Source organism: Alteromonas infernus, from assembly GCF_902705815.1.
On the sequence record NZ_CACSIG010000063.1, the window covers coordinates 97,814 to 116,232 of the forward strand.

General features: G+C 46.2%; 18 protein-coding genes. 14 read left to right on the forward strand and 4 right to left on the reverse strand.

From position 1 onward, the window contains the following. Nucleotides 1–117 precede the first annotated feature (117 nt). Together ACX5J7_RS15680 and ACX5J7_RS15685 are read right to left on the reverse strand one after the other, a co-directional pair. On the reverse strand, nt 118–1,236 hold the full coding sequence (locus ACX5J7_RS15680; RefSeq protein ID WP_485165744.1) for a peptidase M14: 1,119 nt from the start codon (nt 1,234–1,236) through the stop codon (nt 118–120). 91 nt (nt 1,237–1,327) lie between these two features. Continuing rightward, a complete protein-coding gene (locus tag ACX5J7_RS15685; RefSeq protein WP_498707471.1) occupies nt 1,328–2,098 on the reverse strand; it encodes a HesA/MoeB/ThiF family protein in 771 nt (256 codons plus the stop codon). A 124-nt stretch (nt 2,099–2,222) separates the two neighbouring features. Between ACX5J7_RS15685 and moaB the strand changes: the two genes are divergently transcribed. From moaB to ACX5J7_RS15720, 7 genes are all read left to right on the forward strand, one after another. Next, nucleotides 2,223–2,729, forward strand: a complete 507-nt coding sequence (gene moaB / locus ACX5J7_RS15690) for a molybdenum cofactor biosynthesis protein B (RefSeq protein WP_278383407.1) — start codon at nt 2,223–2,225, stop codon at nt 2,727–2,729. After that, the gene (gene moaC, locus ACX5J7_RS15695; protein WP_024016449.1) at nt 2,726–3,214 is read left to right on the forward strand and encodes a cyclic pyranopterin monophosphate synthase MoaC; all 489 of its coding nucleotides are present in this window, start codon (nt 2,726–2,728) and stop codon (nt 3,212–3,214) included. The genes moaB and moaC overlap by 4 nt, the downstream gene beginning before the upstream one ends. Before the next feature lie 86 nt (nt 3,215–3,300). Further along, nucleotides 3,301–3,549 (forward strand): MoaD/ThiS family protein, encoded by a 249-nt coding sequence (locus tag ACX5J7_RS15700; protein WP_012519131.1) that lies wholly within the window; start codon nt 3,301–3,303, stop codon nt 3,547–3,549. A 2-nt stretch (nt 3,550–3,551) separates the two neighbouring features. Continuing rightward, nucleotides 3,552–4,025, forward strand: a complete 474-nt coding sequence (locus ACX5J7_RS15705; protein WP_015067416.1) for a molybdenum cofactor biosynthesis protein MoaE — start codon at nt 3,552–3,554, stop codon at nt 4,023–4,025. Next, the gene (modA, locus tag ACX5J7_RS15710; protein ID WP_498707473.1) at nt 4,025–5,401 is read left to right on the forward strand and encodes a molybdate ABC transporter substrate-binding protein; all 1,377 of its coding nucleotides are present in this window, start codon (nt 4,025–4,027) and stop codon (nt 5,399–5,401) included. The genes ACX5J7_RS15705 and modA overlap by 1 nt, the downstream gene beginning before the upstream one ends. Then, nucleotides 5,398–6,138: a molybdate ABC transporter permease subunit gene (modB, locus tag ACX5J7_RS15715; RefSeq protein WP_498707475.1), complete on the forward strand. Its 741-nt coding sequence runs from the start codon at nt 5,398–5,400 to the stop codon at nt 6,136–6,138. The genes modA and modB overlap by 4 nt, the downstream gene beginning before the upstream one ends. Before the next feature lies 1 nt (nt 6,139). Then, nucleotides 6,140–7,285, forward strand: coding sequence for an ATP-binding cassette domain-containing protein (locus tag ACX5J7_RS15720; RefSeq protein WP_287148648.1), 1,146 nt, complete (start codon nt 6,140–6,142; stop codon nt 7,283–7,285). Here the strand turns inward: ACX5J7_RS15720 and hemN are convergent. Then, complete coding sequence (gene hemN, locus ACX5J7_RS15725) at nt 7,272–8,648, reverse strand: oxygen-independent coproporphyrinogen III oxidase (RefSeq protein ID WP_287148647.1); 1,377 nt, start codon at nt 8,646–8,648, stop codon at nt 7,272–7,274. The genes ACX5J7_RS15720 and hemN overlap by 14 nt on opposite strands. Before the next feature lie 131 nt (nt 8,649–8,779). Here hemN and ACX5J7_RS15730 point away from each other — a divergent pair, with 131 nt between their 5' ends. From ACX5J7_RS15730 to ACX5J7_RS15740, 3 genes are all read left to right on the forward strand, one after another. Continuing rightward, nucleotides 8,780–9,481, forward strand: a complete 702-nt coding sequence (locus ACX5J7_RS15730; protein WP_498707478.1) for an SGNH/GDSL hydrolase family protein — start codon at nt 8,780–8,782, stop codon at nt 9,479–9,481. 153 nt (nt 9,482–9,634) lie between these two features. Next, nucleotides 9,635–10,270: a DsbA family oxidoreductase gene (locus ACX5J7_RS15735; protein ID WP_498707479.1), complete on the forward strand. Its 636-nt coding sequence runs from the start codon at nt 9,635–9,637 to the stop codon at nt 10,268–10,270. Nucleotides 10,271–10,300: 30 nt separating this feature from the next. Further along, complete coding sequence (locus tag ACX5J7_RS15740; protein ID WP_498707481.1) at nt 10,301–11,293, forward strand: XdhC family protein; 993 nt, start codon at nt 10,301–10,303, stop codon at nt 11,291–11,293. On the opposite strand, the gene ACX5J7_RS15745 is transcribed toward ACX5J7_RS15740, so the two are convergent. Beyond that, nucleotides 11,290–13,872: a TonB-dependent receptor gene (locus ACX5J7_RS15745; protein ID WP_498707482.1), complete on the reverse strand. Its 2,583-nt coding sequence runs from the start codon at nt 13,870–13,872 to the stop codon at nt 11,290–11,292. The two genes, ACX5J7_RS15740 and ACX5J7_RS15745, sit on opposite strands and share 4 nt — an antisense overlap. 335 nt (nt 13,873–14,207) lie before the next feature. On the opposite strand from ACX5J7_RS15745, the gene ACX5J7_RS15750 reads away from it, so the two are divergent. The 4 genes from ACX5J7_RS15750 (at nt 14,208) to ACX5J7_RS15765 (ending at nt 18,252) form a co-directional block, all read left to right on the forward strand. Next, on the forward strand, nt 14,208–14,894 hold the full coding sequence (locus tag ACX5J7_RS15750) for a histidine phosphatase family protein (protein ID WP_278383264.1): 687 nt from the start codon (nt 14,208–14,210) through the stop codon (nt 14,892–14,894). Nucleotides 14,895–14,905: 11 nt separating this feature from the next. After that, complete coding sequence (locus tag ACX5J7_RS15755; RefSeq protein ID WP_278383265.1) at nt 14,906–16,135, forward strand: acyl-CoA dehydrogenase family protein; 1,230 nt, start codon at nt 14,906–14,908, stop codon at nt 16,133–16,135. 9 nt (nt 16,136–16,144) lie between these two features. Beyond that, nucleotides 16,145–17,203 carry a phosphotransferase family protein gene (locus ACX5J7_RS15760; RefSeq protein ID WP_020746099.1) on the forward strand — a complete coding sequence of 353 codons (1,059 nt, stop codon included), beginning with the start codon at nt 16,145–16,147 and terminating at the stop codon, nt 17,201–17,203. A gap of 74 nt (nt 17,204–17,277) precedes the next feature. Further along, entirely contained in the window at nt 17,278–18,252 is a 975-nt protein-coding gene (locus ACX5J7_RS15765; RefSeq protein ID WP_498707484.1) for an NADPH:quinone oxidoreductase family protein, read from the forward strand. Nucleotides 18,253–18,419: the final 167 nt, after the last annotated feature.

An 18,419-nucleotide genomic window follows, 5' to 3' on the forward strand; every position in this document is an offset into this window, starting at 1 on the left:
TTGAACGGCATGACAGAATTCGAAAAATAAACCAGTAACTTGCGCGAGACGTTTCTACGTACTCTAATCAACCATGTTGTAATTAACGTTTTACTCCATCAACTTGCCTATAAAAAACTACAACTCCATATAATTAGTAAACACCTTGTAAAGCTGCGTTCCGCTCAATACTGAAGCCGACGGGAAGTGCAGAATAGGGATCAAATCGCAAGGCGCTTCTAGCGTTCTGCTGCCATTGTCGGTGTCGAGATCATCAATATTTAAAATCTGCGCTAGCGGTTCGCCTTTTTTCACGGTTTGTCCGGGTTTTGCCATGTATTCCACCATGCCACCCCAGTTGGTGAACAGGGTTTTATAGTCTTTTAAATACACGCTTAAACGCTGCATTGCTTTCGGTTTAATATCGCATTCATGCAGCACGCCTTTGGCGTTTAAGTAGCTGAGAATGCTAGTGGCGTCTATGTTACCCTCGTTAAAGTCGATAACCTCTTGGCTACCCATTTCTAGCGTGAAAGCTTCTACATTAAAGCTAATTTCGCGCTCTAAATTACTCTTGATACTTTCTTGAAGTGTCCACCATGGGCAGAAGGTGGCTTCGTCTAGTGCACCTGCAAATACGTTTGGAATAAAAATACAGTGGGGAATATTAAATAGCTTGGCGCTGTCTTTGGCGTATTCAGGTATATAAACGTGGCGGGTAGACACCGGCCCGTTGTGAAGGTCTAACACGAAATCGGCGTTTACCGCCATTTGCTGAAGCTTAAGGTTTAGCTGCTGCGCTAGGCCCAAACCCCACGGCTCGGCCAATTTGTTGTCGATAGCGTTCGACAAGTGCGCGCGAAAACGCTGCTTAATACCATCTATCGACTCTTCGCGTGTGACGGTTTTGGCGAAATGTTCTACTGCACCTTTGTCGAAGAAGTAACCCCGGTTCCAGTTTGTACCGTTTACAGGGTCGAAGCGGCCTAACGTGTACTCACCGGCTTTAATGTTAGTACCAATGGGATTACAGTTGGGTACTAGGATAATTTCACCGCAAATATCTATGTCTTTTAAGCGCTGAATAAGATGGTAAATAACCACGTTACCTTGCACTTCAGCACCGTGAATAGAACTTTGAATGTACACGGTGGGGCCAGGGCGCGCGCCCTTCATTCGATAAATTGGCACGTTCATGTTACGGCCAGACGCGTTTTGCGCCACTACCATGTGTTTTTTTACTACTTGGGTTGTCATTTAAATCAACCTATTTTCTGTCTTATTCTTTGTTTAAAGATGCTGCTTTTAAACACAGCTTTTATCATTAATGCTGCGGAAGTACGTATAGTTAGCAAGCACATAGCTCGCAGTTCACGCCTTTAGGTAGCTTCCAGTTTCGCCACTCGTGCGACAAAGCATCAAACGTCATTAACGTGTTTTTAGGGATATTATCGAAATCCATCAATACTTGCATAGCTAACATGGCTTGGTAAGTACCAACAATGTTTACTACAGGCGAGAATATACCTGCTTCAACACAGCTTAAATCGGGCGATGCAAATAGCGTTCGTAAGCATGCATAGCAACGGCTTTCACCGGGTATAGCTACGAAAAGCTGGCCTTCAAAGCGAATGGCTGCGCCCGATACAAGCGGAGTATTTAATTCAAAACACAATACGTTTATTAAATCTCGCGAGTCGGTATTGTCGGTGCAATCTAATACCACGTCGGCACCTTCTATAGCCTGTTTTGACGTTGGGGATAGCTTAGCTGCGTTAGGCGCTGAAAACGGTTCTGCTATTGCGGTAATGTCACAGTCGCTATTTATTGCGTGAAGTCGTGCTTTTGCAGCTTCTACTTTATTTACCCCGACATCTTGTTCGCTGAACAAGGTTTGCCTTGGCAGGTTGGTGGCCTCAACCGTGTCGTGGTCGATAAGCGTAAGCGAGCCCACGCCGCTTGCGCAAAGGCTAGTGGCGGCCGCGGTGCCAAGCCCGCCAATACCAATGATACAGATATTGGCGTTTAGTAACGCTTCTTGACCGTCTAGGTCTATTTTGGGAAGCACAATATGGCGGTTATAGCGCATAGCCTGCTGATTAGTTAGGCTTTTAGACATAGTTTATGCCAACTTAGTTGTTGAATTCATGGCATGCACCCTTATAAAGTGATTACCAAATAGTATTTTGGCTGGTACTTTATCAAAAACCGCCAAAATGTCGCATATCAAATTAGGATTTCATATGTCAGCTGTCAGCCAACCCCTTAACATTGCCGTTCTTACTATTTCAGATACGCGCACCCTCGAAAACGACAAGTCAGGAGATTACCTGAAAGAGGCGCTTACCTCGGTTGGCCATAACCTTTACGACCGCGACTTAGTAAAGGACGATATTTATCAGCAGCGCGCCGTGGTGTCGAAGTGGATTGCCGACAAGAATATTCACGCGGTATTAATTACCGGTGGTACAGGCTTTACGCATCGCGACTCAACGCCAGAAGCCATTAGCGTATTATTCGACAAAGAAGTCGACGGCTTTGGTGAGCTATTCCGCCAAATTAGCTATGAAGAAATTGGTACGTCTACGATTCAGTCTCGTGCGGTAGCTGGCTTTGCAAACAATACCGTTGTTTTCTGCTTGCCAGGCTCAACCGCCGCGTGTTGCACGGCGTGGGAAAAAATCATTGCTAGCCAGCTAGATGCCGACTTTAGGCCGTGTAACTTTGTAAAGCACTTGGTGGAAGCATGAGTACCTTTAGTCATTTAAACGCTGGTGGCGAAGCCAACATGGTAGATGTTAGCGACAAAGACGTTACCAAGCGAGAAGCCACAGCAGAAGGGTTCTTGTACGTAAGCGAAGACGTCATTCGACAAATTTCTGAAGCAAAAATTGCAAAAGGGGATGTCTTCGCTGTTGCCCGAGTAGCGGGTATCCAAGGGGCGAAACGCTGCGCCGATCTTATTCCTCTTTGTCACCCACTGGCGCTGTCAAAGGTGGATATCAATTTTGACATTCAGGCTGAACAAAACCGAATTAAAGCCACCTGCTATTGCAAGCTAAGCGGTAAAACGGGTGTTGAAATGGAAGCGCTCACGGGCGTTAATGTGGCGCTGTTAACCTTGTTTGATATGTGCAAAGCCATCGACCCTGGCATGCATATGGAAGGGGTCCGGGTACTGGAGAAAAAAGGCGGTAAAACCGGCCACTGGCAATCTGATCGACAACAGGCTTAGTTATCCAGTAAAAACGTTGGAACAAAGCTAGCGCTTGCACGTAGACGTGTACAATGACGTTAACGGAATATACCAAAAGGCGAACTATGCAGATAACGGTTAAAACATTTGCGCAAACCCGAGAGATCACGGGTGAAGATAACATTGCGCTTAACCTAAGTGATAGTAGCACCATTGAAGCCGTGATATCGCAGCTTAAAACTCGCAGCGACAAGTGGACCTTAGCCTTAGAAGGCAGTGTGCTGACTGCCCGTAATCAAGAGCTTTGCGATACCGATACCGTACTTAGCGATGGTGACGAACTGGCGCTATTTCCACCTGTAACTGGGGGGTAGTTATGTTCGCACTTGTTCAAGATGCAGATTTCGATCATGGCGAATTGTATGCTCGTCTAAAACAGTCGGCAGACGAAAGAGCAAGCGGCAATACAGGCGCTATTGTTACCTTTACTGGGCTAGTGCGAGATTTCAATAACGCAGGCGATATAGACGGCATTGAGCTAGAGCACTACCCAGGCATGACAGAAAAAGCGCTGATGAAGCTGGTTGAACAAGCGGTAGTACGTTTTTCACTGAACAGTGCTGGCGCGCTACACAGAGTGGGGCGCATTTATAATAACGAGCAAATTGTATGGGTAGGTGCTGCTGCCCAACATCGCCAAGCGGCGTTTGATGCCGCCAGCTTTTTAATGGATATGCTTAAGCAGTCTGTCCCGCTTTGGAAAAAAGAGTTTAAAGGCGATAACTCTGAGTGGGTTGCTGCAAAAGCGTCTGACGATAAATCTGCGCTTAAGTGGATGCTTAAAAAATAATGGTGGTTGTAGGTTTTAAGCGCTTATTAACAAGGCGCTATCCTTTCGTTTTTAGTGTCGTGAGCAGTATATTCCGCGCTTGCTCTATGCGATTTATAAGCGTGTCTGTTTTCATAAACGTGGTAGTTTTAACAAGCGCTAGCGCCGTTGCTAGCGCTACAGAAACGGACAGCTACACAAAAAGTGCGAAACTCTTCACTAGTGCCGATAAGCAAAACCCTTCATTATCGGTTAAACGGCACGATAAAATTAACGTTGCCGTAGCGGCAAACTTCGCTAAACCTTTAAAAAGCATTGCCCAGCAGTTTACGCAGCTTACGGGCATAGACGTCGCGGTAACCGTGTCTTCTAGCGGAACGCTGTACGCTCAAATTCAGCATGGAGCCGCGTTCGATGTGTTTTTGTCGGCAGACCGTGCCAGGCCACAGGCACTGGTTAACAACAATCTAGTACATGAAAGTAATGTGGTAGATTATGCCAAAGGCAAGCTGGCGTTTGTATATACCGGTAAGCTGCCAGCTAGCGCTAACGCTAATGGCTACGAAAGCGTTGCCAGAGAAGCTCGGCGCACGGCTGAAAATCAGCAGGGCGGAGAGCAAAAAGCGCAGGCTGGCGGGCAAGGTAAGCCGTTAGAGGGTAAGATAAACGCACAACTTTCAAAACAGCTTAGTCAACAGCTTATTCAGTTAACTGAGACCCCAGGTAGCAAAATTGCCATTGCCAACCCTAAACTGGCGCCTTACGGCGAAGCCGCGCAACAAACCCTACAAAACTTATTGCTATGGCAGCACGTTTTACCACACAGAGTGATGGGTAAAAATGTACTGCAAACCCTGCAGTTCTATTCCACCGGCAGCGTTAGAGGAGCGTTCGTGGCATATTCGCTGGCGCTTGATTTACCGAATATGAGTTCGCCAACCTCGGATAAAAGCATCGCTGACGGCAAGGGCGCTACAACGGTTATTATTCCTGTACCAGAAAACTTATACCAACCTATTGTTCAGTCGCTTGTAATTAATGCTAAAACGGCAGCAACGCTTTCGCCTAACGTGTTTGATGCGCAAACTGAAACCCGAACCCCAAATCAAGCCAAAACAAGTGAGCTAACTCGGTTTGATATGACGAAGGCCGAAGGCGTATCATCGCCGAGTTTGTTCGTGCAGTATTTGATGTCGCAAGGGGTACAGCACGGGTTAGCCGAGTGGGGTTACCAGCCTGCGTTGCTCGACATACAACCCCATGCAGAAAGGCAAATAGAAAATAACGCTAACACACCGGTAAAGGCTGCTTCTGAAATAGGCAGCCTAACTGGTAAAGCCGGCAGTTTAGATGCCCGTGGGCGTACTCGCTTTGAACTTAACGGTGCGCATGGATGAACGCGCTTAGCGAATTCTTTGGAGTATATGCCTTTGACGCTATTTGGCTTACGCTTAAGCTGGCGCTAATCACCAGTGGCCTGCTGTTGCTTGTTACCTTACCTTTGGCATGGTTTTTAGCGAACTGGCATAGTAAAGCCAAGCCGTTTGTTATGTCGGTGTTGGCGCTGCCGTTAGTGCTTCCACCTACGGTACTGGGGTTTTACTTACTCATTGCATTCTCACCGCAAAGTGCTTTGGGTCAGGGGTGGCATACCTTAACGGGAAGTAATTTGGCCTTTAGCTTTGAAGGTTTGGTGTTAGGTTCGGTTCTCTATTCTTTACCGTTTGCGCTTCAGCCCCTTTATGGTGGCTTTTCTCAATTAGACGCTCGTTATTTAGATGTGGCTAAAACGTTGGGCTTTTCGGCAACCGAAGCATTTGTGAGAATTGTATTACCCTTAAGCAAAGCGCCCATTATCGTTGCCTTGGGGTTAAGCTTTGCCCACACCATCGGTGAGTTTGGCGTGGTGCTGATGATAGGCGGGAATATTCCTGGCGAAACTCAAGTGCTCTCCATAGCCCTTTACGAGCAAGTCGAAGCGTTGGAGTACGAAAAAGCGCATAATCTTGCCATAGCACTCTTGGTATTCTCGTTTGTGCTGCTAGCTGCCATTTACCGTTTTAATGGCATTGCGAGCCATTTCGGCAGCAGGTCACAAATACCTCGTTCCGCCCCAAACAAGGGCGAGGGTTGATATGGAAATTCACGCTTTCTTGCCTAACAGAATTGATGCCCAAATAACGCTTCAGCCCGCAAGCCGTTTCATTGGCGTTACCGGCCCTTCCGGGGCGGGTAAAAGCAGCCTTTTTCGGGCTTTAGCCGGCGTAGAAAAACGCGCCAAGGTGGCTAAATCATGGTCTTTTGAAAAGATAGGTATCGTGTTTCAGCAGCCCATGTTGTTTCCGCATACTAACGTGCGGGGTAATTTAGCCTTGGCGCAGCGTCATGCTAGCCCCAACCCCTTATCAGTAGAGGCGTGTGTAAAAGGGTGTTACTGCGAGCACCTTTTAGAAAAGCCTATTGATTCACTATCAGGGGGGGAGGCACAGCGTGTGGCGATAGCGCGGGCTTTGGCGAATGGCCCTTCCGTTTTATTGCTAGATGAGTCACTAAGCGCCATCGATATTTTTACCCGGCGCAAAATTTATCAGTTCTTAAATACTCTGTGTGTGTCTGGCCAGCTTACTTGCTTTGTTATCTCTCATGATTTAGATGATTTAGCACTCTTTAGTGATGAACTGGTTTATGTAGAGCAAGGTAAGGTATCGCTTTGCGGTGCGACAACAGATGTGCTTTCTCAAGTATTCGAAAAAGAAGGGGTTGCAATACCTTCAGCCGTATTAGAGGGGCATAAGTGCTCTGAAAGCGTTACGCAAGTTGAAAATATGCACGGCATAACCCGAATTATGGTTGCAGGTCATGAGGTATTTGTTACAGAAGAAGCAATATCATACATGGAAAATACTAAGAGCGCTTACAGGGCACACAGCATTACAGAGGTGAGTAACCCAGAGCAGGATAACGGGCCTGCGCCAGTACGTTTTGCGGTAAAAGCCTGCGATGTGAGCATAGATATTAATGTGGGAGGATTTAACAGCGCGAGCACGGTTAGCATTTTAAATGCGCTACCTTGCACGATAACAAGTATTGAGCCTGTACGGCTCACTTCTAGCCAAAACAAAAAGTCGCATCAGCAAGTTACATGGGGCGGTAAAGTGCTTTTGAAGCTTATTTTAGAGAATGACAGCCAAGCACTTTACGCAAGTATTAGTCATATTTCTTTATCGCGCCTCAACTTAAATGTTGGCGATAAAGTGATTGCCCGATTTAAATTGCCTTAGAGTAATTACTAAGCGTTTCAGTCGCATTTAGGTAGGCATCAAAACGGGTACATACCGCTCTAATAAATATCCGAGCATGTTCTGGTACCCGTATGTGGTGCGCCGAAATTTCAATGATTCCATCGTCTGCAAGACGCTCTAAATTACTTAATGCTTCTGAAAAGTACTCGTCAAAAATAATATGATGCTTGCTGGAAATACTCTGTTTATCTACAGACAGGTTGCACATCAAGCTTGATATTACATCACGACGAACGAGGTCGTCTGGTGTTAACGAAAGCCCAACTTTGGCTGAGGGTAATTGTCTGTCTATACGTTTATAGTACTCTTTCAAATCTTTGGCGTTTTGAGTAAAAGCATTACCTATTGTGCTAATAGCAGACACGCCGACGCCAATTAGGTCGGTATCTCCGCGCAAAGTATAGCCTTGGAAGTTTCGGTGAAGCTTACCTTTGTGCTTAGCGATGGCGAGTGAATCGCTGCGTAACGCAAAATGATCCAGCCCAATCATTTCATACCCCACTTTTTTAAAGCCATTTACAGCAAGGTTGTACAAGGCTGCTTTCTCTTCGCTACTAGGAAGAGTTCCTGGCGCAAACTTTCGCTGTGCGGCAAAGCGCTCTGGCAGATGAGCGTAGCTAAAGAGCGAGATACGGTCTGGCATCATGGCTTTAGTTGCAGCTATGGTAGATGCAAAAGTCTCTTCTGATTGGTTAGGCAGGCCGTAAATTAAATCCAAATTCACCGATTCGAAACCTAAAGTACGGGCTTCGGACACTAAATCTGCGATATGCGAAGTACTTTGAACACGGTTTATTGTTTTTTGCACGTTGTAGTCAGTGTCTTGAAGGCCAAAGCTGATACGGGTATAGCCCAAGCCCCTCAGATTTTGTAAATAGGTTTTATCAACGTTTCTTGGGTCTAATTCAATAGATAATTCAGCGCCTACTTCAAACGTGAAATGTTTTTTCAAAAGGTACATTAAAAAAGTGTGCTGAACTTTATTTAAAAAACTGGGCGACCCACCGCCTAAATGCAGCGAAACTACAGGCTTATCGTCTGCTAAATAACGCTTAGAAACTATCTCTTTTTCTAAGTAGTCTAAATAGTCGTCTGCCTTTTCGTTGTGCCGAGTCACAAGTTTGTTGCAGCCGCAGTAATAGCAAAGCGTTTTACAAAAAGGAATGTGCACATACAAACTCACGGCTTTCGCTTTAGACACGGTTAGCGCGTGAGGGGATAAATCTTCTTTTAGCGATTCGAACTTAAGTGCAGTAGGGTACGAGGTATAACGAGGTGCATGTTGCGCATATTTGGTTATAGTGGAATTATCGCGAAGTTGTTTTATAGCAATGGTGTTCATTTTTTATCTACACTTATGTTGAACCATCTTGGTGGTTATTCACCAATATAGATTTAGCATAATGAATAAGGCAGGGGCTTGTTTTGATCTACTTCAAGGTTTTTGCGTTAAATATAGTTACAGTTTTGATTATGCCCTTAATTCTGGTACAGGGGCTTTGGGTTCGCAAAAAAACGCAAGTGCTGCCTGAGCCTAGGGGGGAGCGGGTATTTGCCGCTTTTAAAAACATTAAGGCAACATCAAATCGTGTTTTAGTTGTGGGCGACTCAGCGGCCGCGGGCGTTGGGGCTGATACACAGCACCGTGCGCTATCAGGGCTGCTGTATGCTGGCTTGTCTAAGCATAGCCCCACCCACGTATCGCTACATGCCAAAACGGGTTATAAAAGTGAAGATGTGATAGCGCTTCTACATGGACTACCTGCTGAAAGCTTCGCATCAGCATTGGTTTCTATTGGTGTAAACGATGTCACTAAGTTTGTTTCAATAGCCCGCTGGCGAAAAAATATAGAAATTGTGCATAAGCTATTAACCCAAAAATTCGGCTGCCAACGAATCGTGTTTACCGCGCTGCCACCAATCCACAGTTTTCCCGCACTACCCCAGCCTTTGCGGGCGCTACTTGGGTTAAGGGCGCTTCTGCTAAATCAAGTGCTTGAGCAGTGTGTTGTAAATTGGGCTAACACTGAAGTGCTTTATGTACCAGCGCTTAAGGTAACGGGTTCGGTTCAAGGTGTTCAGCAAAGTGGGCTAATGGCAGAAGACGGCTTTCACCCGTCTGCAGAGGGATATCATCTGTGGGCACAGCATGCGCTAGAGCGATTAAAACGATAATTTATTTTTCTACGGCAGCTCTAAATAAAGCATCCCTTGGGGTTGAAGTTTCTTTTAGTAACCTCATTTTGTTACCAACCTTATCTAGTTACTAGCCTTATCTAGTTACTAACCTTAACTAAGTAATAACGATTTCAATAAAAGAGAGCAAATATGCAGAAAGTGACCGTAAATATGGTGTCCGATGTGGTTTGTCCGTGGTGTATCGTAGGGTACCAGCGTTTACAAGAAGCCATTAAAGCGCTTGACGATATTGAAGTCGACATTAAGTTTCACCCCTTCGAGCTAAACCCAAACATGCCTGAAGAAGGACAGAACTTACGTGAGCATATAATGGAGAAATATGGCATTGGTGCAGAACAAAGCGCGCAGAATAGAGCACGCCTTGTAGAAGCAGGCAAAGGCTTAGGCTTTGCGTTTAATTTCGACGACGACTCTCGCATGCAAAATACCTTTAAAGCCCATCAACTTATTCACTTTGCAGCCGAGAAGGGGCTTGAAGAACAGATGAAGCTAAGTTTGTTTAGCGCTTATTTTACCGATGGCAAAGACATAAATGATAATGCCGTGCTAGTAAAGCTTGCCGCAGGGGCAGGGCTTGATAAGTCACAGGCCAGCGAAGTGCTAGAAAGCGGTAAATACGCGTCTGTTGTGCGTGAAGAAGAAACACTGTGGATGCAGCGAGGAATTCAAAGTGTTCCTACCTTTGTGATTGGCAATCAGGGCGTAGCGGGGGCACAAGAGCCAGCCACACTTGCGTCATTTATCAAAGAAGCAGCATCGCAGTAATAAGCAGTTTAAACAAGCGCTAGGGTAATTATGAGCAATCACGTTAATCATCTGCTGTCGCAGTGGCTACCGCTAAAAGATAAGCACAAGTGGGTGCTTGGTTTCATTTTTAAGACTGAGGGGTCTTGCTATCGAAAAGCGGGCGCCATGATGCTTTTCAGCGATGCGGGCCATCAACTTGGTATTTTAAGTGGTGGGTGTTTAGAAAGTGACATTGTTAAAAAAGCGCAGCGGGTAATGACTGATGGTGTGAGTCGCACGGCGGTTTACGATGATGAAGATGAAGAAGATATCGCCTTTAAATTGGGCGTAGGTTGTGGTGGCGTGGTGCACCTATCGCTTGTACCGGTTAACCAAGACAATCAGTACCTTTCTCTTGATGCGGTCAGTAAAACGCTAACAAATGGCAATGCGTGCGAGTGGGCCTGTACGGTAGACGGCACGCGAGGCGTGTGCGAGGCAGTAGAGTATTCGAATGCTAAACCAAGGAAGGCATCGCTTGAAACCATCAAGGGAAAGCGTACTTTATCGGTACTAATGCTTCCGCCTATTCACCTGCTTGTTATTGGTGGGGGCTATGACGCTACCTTTATGACGCGCCTTGCCAGCCTTCAAGGGTATTTGGTAAGCCTTTGGGACCCAAGGCCCGCCCAAGCCAGAATTGAGCATTTCCCCGAGGTTAATTATTTAATAGAAGACCCATCTGTTGAAGGTTTGCGCTTACACTTAAGCGAGCATAACATTCAAGCTGCCGTGCTGATGTCGCACCACCGTGAAATAGACGCCAAAGCCTTGCAAGTACTGAGTAAACGCGCGTTAACCTATACGGCCATGTTAGGGCCCCTTCATCGCAAGCAAGAAATTATGGATTTAGCGGGCATTCAAGACACCGACTTTAGCCAGTACTTCGCCAGTCCCGCGGGCTTCGATATTGGTGGCGAACTGCCTGAGCACATTGCCTTGTCTGTGATAGCACAGTGCCACGCTGTTTTTCACACGAAACCTACGAATTTAAAGCGTTAAAACGTCTTTCTGAAAGTCACGCCAAAGCTTCTTGGTGCGCCGGGATAGGCCATGATTTTGCCGGTTTGTACCGGCACGTCGAAACCGCTTCGCGCAACGTACTGTTCATCGAATAGGTTGCGCGACCACGCTATGATTTCGCTGTCCCATTGAGTAATCTTCACGCGTAATCTTGCATTAAACAGCGAAAATGCGCCTGAGTATTTGTAAGGGTCGTTGGCATCATCAAGAAAAACATCACCTGTGTATTGATAGTCAATACTGGCGGTAAGCGGGTAATTACCAAGCGCAAAATGGTGGTTAAGCATCAGTGATAGAGAATTTTGCGGCTCGAACCCCACGCGATCGCCGTCTCTTGCACAAAACGGATCGCCAGGATTAACCCGGCCCGGGTCGTCGATGCCGGTGTGCCAGGTGTAAGCCACCCAACACGTGCCTTGTTTAAACTCGTCAAAATTAGCAAGCGTGCGCGATGCGTTAGCGTGTAATTCAGTGTTTGATGTGATTAGCCACATTGCTTCTAGCTCAATACCTTTAACCGCGATATCTCCCGCGTTTTGCAAGTTAAACCCAGTGCCAGTAAACGTGGTTGCCTGAAAATCTTGAATTTTTGTGTAGTGCGCCGCCGCATTTACCCTAAGGCCGACGTCCTCAAAGTCGTGTTTTATACCGACTTCAGTGCTTCGAGATTTTTCTGCATTAAATAGCGGGCTTAGGCCCGGAAGAATTCTATCTGTGTTAGTCCCTCCCGCTTTATAGCCAGTGGCGAAGCTTGCATACGCTAAGGTGTTGTCTTGAGGGTGGTAAGCTAGCTTTACTGTACCTGTGAGCTGGTCATCATCTATGCTTTCATTCAAATCTGGGCGGGGCATTACGGCAGCTGAGCCTAAAAAGAAGTAACCCCAGCCCGCTCGTTGGAAGGGGGCTATGGCGTTAAGCGAACTTTGTGAAGGAAAGTCCCCTTGCGCCAATGCGGCCCCAATTTCTTGCAAGCCAAGGAGAGCGCTGTTGATATTCGGCCACTTTGTAGGAACTTGTTCCATGCCGACAATCCCTGGCCCTTGTTCATCAAATTGGCCTTTAATTGTTTTCTTTTCTTGCGTAAATCGTAACCCCGAGGTCAGGGTTAGCATATCGCTAAACCGCCAATCGAATTGAGTAAACACTGCAAAACTGTCTTGCTCTTGATCTGCATTATGTATAAAAGCGGTGTTGGGTGGCGCTGGAGAAGCAGAAGGGGCAATAAGCCCAGAGGTTAGCGCATTGAGTTTATCTATAGCGCTTGCTATTGGGAGTAAGTCACCTGCGACCGCATTAAAAAACACACTGAAATCGGCCTGAGTTGTTGTATCAAAAGTAAGGTCTAAATTTTGACTGTAATAGTAGGCACCAATGAGTCCTTCAAGTACACCACTGCGATAGTGAAGCCTTAGCTCCTGAGAGAACGACTGTTGCTGCGCATCGTTGGTCGCATTAAGTAAATCCGCGTTAGAAAAGTCAGTATCTACCGAGTCTAGGCTGTCAAATGCCCGATAGGCACTTATACTTACTAAATGCCACGCCTTATTTATATCGAAATCAACTTGAACCGATAGGCCTTTATCTTCCATTTGAGAAATGGGTGTTTGAGACAGCGACGTATTGAAACGGTAAAAGTCTTCGCGCCCATATACCGTGGCGTTAAAAGGGGGCTGTAAAAGTAACGCATCAGTACCGAACTTACCCTTTACTTGGTTTGCTTGTATATTGTTTTGGTAGGTAAGAGCGCCGCAGCAGCGTTCGTCTAACTCGCCATAGTCGGCAATTACCTTTACGCTTACGCTGTCACTAGGTGTATACAGCAACTGCGCTTTGATAGCAGAGCGATTTCGGTTGTTAAGCGTTTTTCCACTTTCTTCGTCTGTAATAAAGCCGTCGCTGTGCGACGTGAAGCCGGATAGGCGAAGCGCCAGAATATCTTCAACAAGTGAAAAGGACGAGCCGGCGCTTAAGCGCACAAGCGCATCGTTCCCGACAATGGCTTCAGCAAAACCGTCGCGATCGTTATGGGAAGGGGGAGTAGTGGTAAGTGTCATGGCCCCCGCCGCAGTATTTTTGCCAAACAAGGTGCCCTGCGGGCCGCGTAAAACTTCTATCGATTCAATATCGACTACATCATTGATAAGAGCATTCTGCCGAGAGCGATAAACGCCATCAACATAGAGTCCAACAGAAGACTCGAAACCAAAGTTTTGTGAAGAAGTACCGATACCTCGTATAGAAAAGCCTGAGTTAGTTACACTTTGGTTTTGAAACGCGCCGAAAGCAGGCACGTAATTTTGAAGGTCAAACACATCTCTGCTTACGGTTTCGACTAAATCCTTGCCAGATAACGCAGTAACTGCCACTGGCACATCCTGCAAATTCTGCGGTGTTTTCTGGGCATGAACAACAATGTGCTCAAGCGTGCTCGTAGTGGGTTGAGAAACATCATCAACTTCTGCATAAGCCAGAATAGGTATAGCCACGAGTAAAGGCGCACCCAATAGGTAAAATGTGATTTTATTTAACGTAGGCAGAGCAGGTTTAGGCGATTTCATTTTGTTTCTTTTGAATGGGGAAGCCGTGCGCTTCCAGCAAAACTTATCACGACGAGGTCGCGTCCAATTACGCGCAATCCCTTACACTTTTCCTTTGTCTACATCCATACGACATCACTAATGCTGCATTAATATACAATCTTAAGCACTAAAATTGCACGTACTTGGTCTCATGCATGTCAAATTTTGTTTTGAACGTATCAAAAATACTCAACTCGCTTCAGCGAATAGTTTCACCTGATGCATACTCATTCAAAATATCAATTAAACTTATATTGCTGTTTTCCTTAGTATGGTGAAAGCAAGTTAACATATTAATAACATCAGGCAGTGGTATGACAGACATCTACTTAGTGCGCCATGGTCAAGCATCATTTGGTAAAGCTAACTATGACAAACTTAGCGACTTAGGTGGGCAGCAAGCCATTTGGCTTGGGGATTATTTCAAACACCGCGATATTCATTTCGATGAAGTCTTCACTGGCGATATGGTGCGCCATCACGAAACCAAAGACGGCATAGCCGCTGGCCTAGCGTCAAACCGATACACATTACCCGAAGCATCGGTAAACAGTGCGCTAAATGAATTTAACTTTCAAGCCCTAGCCAAAGCGTACTTAACCCGTTACCCAGAAGCGAAAGTGCCGGAAGGGGCGTCGCCATCCGAATATTACCGGCTGCTCAAAAAAGCCATGATTGCGTGGTCGCAAGACGAACTTGCCCACGATCTGCTCGATGAAACTTGGGGACAGTTTGAAGATAGAGTGCATTCAATGCTCACTCACCTTAAAAGTACCGACGCTAAACGGGTATTAGTGGTTAGTTCTGGGGGCGCTATTGCCATGATGCTTAAACATATACTTGGCTACGATTCAGCCACGGTTGTGAATATGAACTTGCAGATACGAAACGCCAGTTTTTCGCAATGCTTCGCTAATGCGCGAGGTGTTCATTTAAATAACTTCAACAGCGTACCTCACCTGGATGTGACTGACAGGTTGCACGCCATTACCTACAGCTAAATGGGGCAATTATGAACTTTGAATATAATGAAAAGACCCAAGCACTTTTAGAAAAGCTAAAAGCGTTTATGAAAGACGAAGTGTATCCAATTGAAAAGGAATATATTCACGCCGTAGAAAATAGCTCAGCGACCAACGGCGAAGGTCGTTGGAAAACGCCTGAAATGATGCAAACGCTGAAACAGCGTGCCAAAGACGCCGGTCTTTGGAATTTGTTTTTACCAGAAGAGTACAAACCCTATGGTGCAGGGCTTACTAACGCAGAATACGCGCCCCTTTGTGAAGAGATGGGGCGCGTGCTATTCAGCGCTGAAATATTTAACTGTAGCGCACCTGACACCGGCAATATGGAAGTATTAGCCAAATACGGCAACGACAGTCATAAAAAGCAATGGCTAGAGCCTTTGTTAAACGGCGAAATTCGCTCAGCGTTCGCAATGACTGAGCCGGCTGTAGCATCGAGTGATGCCACCAACATTGAAACTTCGATAAAGCGCGATGGCGATGAATACGTGATCAATGGTCGTAAGTGGTACACCAGCGGAGCGATGAACGAAAACTGCAAAATTATGGTGGTAATGGGTAAGACAGACTTCGATGCGCCTCGTCACCAACAGCAGTCACAAATTCTGGTGCCTATGGATACCAAAGGCGTAACCATTGTTCGCCCAATGGCCGCAATGGGCTATTACGACGAGCCTGTAGGTCATGCTGAAGTATTGTTCGAAGAGGTACGCGTACCGGCTGAAAATTTATTACTCGGTGAAGGGCGAGGCTTTGAAATAGCACAAGGCCGTTTGGGCCCGGGTCGAATTCATCACTGTATGCGCTTAATTGGATGCGCCCAGCGTGCATTAGACATGGCCTGTGAGCGTGTTGAACAACGCGTGGCGTTTGGTAAGCCGTTAGCTAAACAGCAGTCGATAAGAGAAAACATTGCGCAAATGCATTGTGATATTGAGCAAGCGCGGTTACTTACGCTAAAAGCGGCAGACAAGATGGACCGCTATGGGAACAAAGTGTCGCGAGACATCATTGCTGCCATCAAAATAGTGGCACCTACTATGGCGTGTAAAGTCATTGATCAAGCGATTCAAATGCACGGTGCGGCGGGAACCAGTCAGGATTTCGTGTTATCTGCTATGTATGCCTATGCACGCACAATTAAGTTGGCTGACGGCCCTGACGAGGTTCATATGATGCAGCTTGGGCGTAACCTGATTGCTGAAAAAAATGCCTAAGGAGTAAGTGTGTCTCAAGACAATACTAAAAACGCCCATGCAATAGATTTGGCGGAGCTAAATTCATACCTTGCTAAGGCATGCCCCAGTGTTGGCCACGTAGAAAGTGCTGATAAGTTTGCAGGCGGACAGTCAAACCCAACGTTTAAGTTAACGACGGATAACGGCGTATATGTATTACGCCGTCAACCTCCGGGCAAACTGTTAAAATCAGCCCATGCGGTAGACCGGGAATTCCGGGTTATTAACGCTCTGCAAGGCTCTGATGTGCCGGTGCCTAAAGTGTACCATTTGTGTGAAGATACCAGCATTATCGGAAGTATGTTTTACATAATGGCCTTTGTTGAAGGTGAAATTTACTGGAATAGTGCGCTACCTGAAATTGCGTCTTGTGCTACTCGCGGTGCTATGTACGATGAAATGAACCGCGTGCTGGCCGCGCTTCACAGTGTAGATATCGAAAATGCCGGTTTACATGATTACGGAAAACCGGGCAGCTACTTTGAACGTCAGCTAAGTCGCTGGACAAAGCAGTACCGAGCGTCTGAATTAGAGCATATCGAAGAAATTGAAAGTTTAATTCAGTACCTCGAGTCGAATTTACCTGAAGACGATGGGCAGGTGTCTTTAGTTCACGGTGATTTTCGTTTAGACAATATGATGTTTGATATGTCTAACAACGAACAGCCAAAGGTTGTTGCCGTTTTGGATTGGGAGTTATCTACCCTAGGGCATCCGTATGCCGATCTAGCATACCAATGTATGCAGCTGCGCCTTCCGTCTGATATTGCGCATGCTGCTGGTCTAGGAGGGCTAGATAGGAAGCAGTTAGGCATTCCCAGTGAACAGGAATACATAAATACCTACTGCCAGCGCAGAGGTATTGACGCTATCGATAATTGGACGTTTTACCTTGCCTTTAGCTTTTTCCGATTAGCCGCTATTTTACAAGGTGTAGTAAAGCGCGCACACGAGGGTAATGCATCAAGTGAAAAAGCCATGCAGCTAGGTGCAATGGTGCGCCCGCTTGCGCAAATTGCTAATAAAACCATACACCATAGCGAATAAACGAAATATAACCCATTTAACGGCCTGTATTCGCTGAACTCAACTTACGGGTCGAACAAAAAACTGGAGACAGTATGAAAGCAATTGTATGTGAAGCCTTTGGTCCACTTGATGACCTTCAATTTAAAGATGTTGCAGACCCAGTAGTAAAAAAGGGCCATGTCGTTGTTAATGTAGAAGCGGCAGGGGTTAACTTTCCTGATGGGCTTTTAGTGCAGGGTTTGTATCAGATGCAGCCCGACTTCCCATTTATTCCGGGTAACGAAGTGGCGGGTACAATCACCGAAGTGGGCGAGGGTGTGAGTCATCTAAAAGAAGGTCAGCGCGTTATTGCGCTTTCTAACTTAGGTGGCTATGCAGAAAAAGCACTTATTCCAGCAACCCATGTTATGCCATTACCTGACCCTATTCATGTGAATGAAGGGGCAGCCCTTGTAACTGCCCATGCAACAGCGCATCACGCTTTGAAACAGCGCGCGAAGCTGCAACCTGGTGAAACACTGGTTGTAACCGGTGCTGCTGGTGGTACTGGTTTGGCGGCTGTGCAGATAGGCAAGATAATGGGCGCTAAAGTTATTGCCGTTTGCTCAACGGAAGAAAAGCTTGCCCTTGCTAAAGAGTACGGGGCTGATGTTTTAATTAACTACAAAGAAAAAGACCTAAAAGAAACGCTGAAAGAAGTAACTGGCGGGAAAGGCGCTGATGTCGTTTATGAATGTGTGGGTGGCGATACCTTTCACGTATGTAGCCGAAGCATGGCATGGGAAGGACGGTTACTTGTCGTTGGTTTTGCCGGTGGTGAGATACCTAAATTTCCGGTTAACCTTGCTTTGGTTAAAGGTTACTCAGTTATGGGCGTATTCTGGGGTTCGTTTACTCAGCACGACCCGAAAGGGTTCGCTGAAAATATGCAAGAGCTTCTTACCTGGTATGTGCAAGGCAAAGTTAAAGTGGTGGTAGATGAAGCGCTGCCATTAGAGCAAGCGACCAAAGCCATGGCTAAAGTTATGAATCGAGAGGTAAAAGGCAAGATGGTGTTAGTGCCTTAATGACGACGGTTGAGTGAGCAGTAGTAAAGACCGTGCGCTAGCACTGATTATGTTCTAAAAAAGGGTCTTATTAGCAATGGTTTAATCTATAGAAAAGCCTAAACACGACAGTGTGTTTAGGCTTTTTTGTTTGCCCAGCGAAGCTGGCAAACCCGTCAGGTTGAAAG

Excerpts from the sequence above, each read along its gene's own strand:
- ACX5J7_RS15735 (WP_498707479.1), top strand. The coding sequence starts at position 9,635 with ATGCAGAAAGTGACCGTAAATATGGTGTCCGATGTGGTTTGTCCGTGG.
- moaC (WP_024016449.1), top strand. The coding sequence starts at position 2,726 with ATGAGTACCTTTAGTCATTTAAACGCTGGTGGCGAAGCCAACATGGTA.
- ACX5J7_RS15680 (WP_485165744.1), bottom strand. The coding sequence starts at position 1,236 with ATGACAACCCAAGTAGTAAAAAAACACATGGTAGTGGCGCAAAACGCG.
- ACX5J7_RS15755 (WP_278383265.1), top strand. The coding sequence starts at position 14,906 with ATGAACTTTGAATATAATGAAAAGACCCAAGCACTTTTAGAAAAGCTA.
- modA (WP_498707473.1), top strand. The coding sequence starts at position 4,025 with ATGGTGGTTGTAGGTTTTAAGCGCTTATTAACAAGGCGCTATCCTTTC.
- ACX5J7_RS15685 (WP_498707471.1), bottom strand. The coding sequence starts at position 2,098 with ATGTCTAAAAGCCTAACTAATCAGCAGGCTATGCGCTATAACCGCCAT.
- hemN (WP_287148647.1), bottom strand. The coding sequence starts at position 8,648 with ATGAACACCATTGCTATAAAACAACTTCGCGATAATTCCACTATAACC.
- modB (WP_498707475.1), top strand. The coding sequence starts at position 5,398 with ATGAACGCGCTTAGCGAATTCTTTGGAGTATATGCCTTTGACGCTATT.
- ACX5J7_RS15765 (WP_498707484.1), top strand. The coding sequence starts at position 17,278 with ATGAAAGCAATTGTATGTGAAGCCTTTGGTCCACTTGATGACCTTCAA.
- ACX5J7_RS15730 (WP_498707478.1), top strand. The coding sequence starts at position 8,780 with ATGCCCTTAATTCTGGTACAGGGGCTTTGGGTTCGCAAAAAAACGCAA.
- ACX5J7_RS15705 (WP_015067416.1), top strand. The coding sequence starts at position 3,552 with ATGTTCGCACTTGTTCAAGATGCAGATTTCGATCATGGCGAATTGTAT.
- moaB (WP_278383407.1), top strand. The coding sequence starts at position 2,223 with ATGTCAGCTGTCAGCCAACCCCTTAACATTGCCGTTCTTACTATTTCA.
- ACX5J7_RS15720 (WP_287148648.1), top strand. The coding sequence starts at position 6,140 with ATGGAAATTCACGCTTTCTTGCCTAACAGAATTGATGCCCAAATAACG.
- ACX5J7_RS15700 (WP_012519131.1), top strand. The coding sequence starts at position 3,301 with ATGCAGATAACGGTTAAAACATTTGCGCAAACCCGAGAGATCACGGGT.
- ACX5J7_RS15745 (WP_498707482.1), bottom strand. The coding sequence starts at position 13,872 with ATGAAATCGCCTAAACCTGCTCTGCCTACGTTAAATAAAATCACATTT.
- ACX5J7_RS15750 (WP_278383264.1), top strand. The coding sequence starts at position 14,208 with ATGACAGACATCTACTTAGTGCGCCATGGTCAAGCATCATTTGGTAAA.
- ACX5J7_RS15740 (WP_498707481.1), top strand. The coding sequence starts at position 10,301 with ATGAGCAATCACGTTAATCATCTGCTGTCGCAGTGGCTACCGCTAAAA.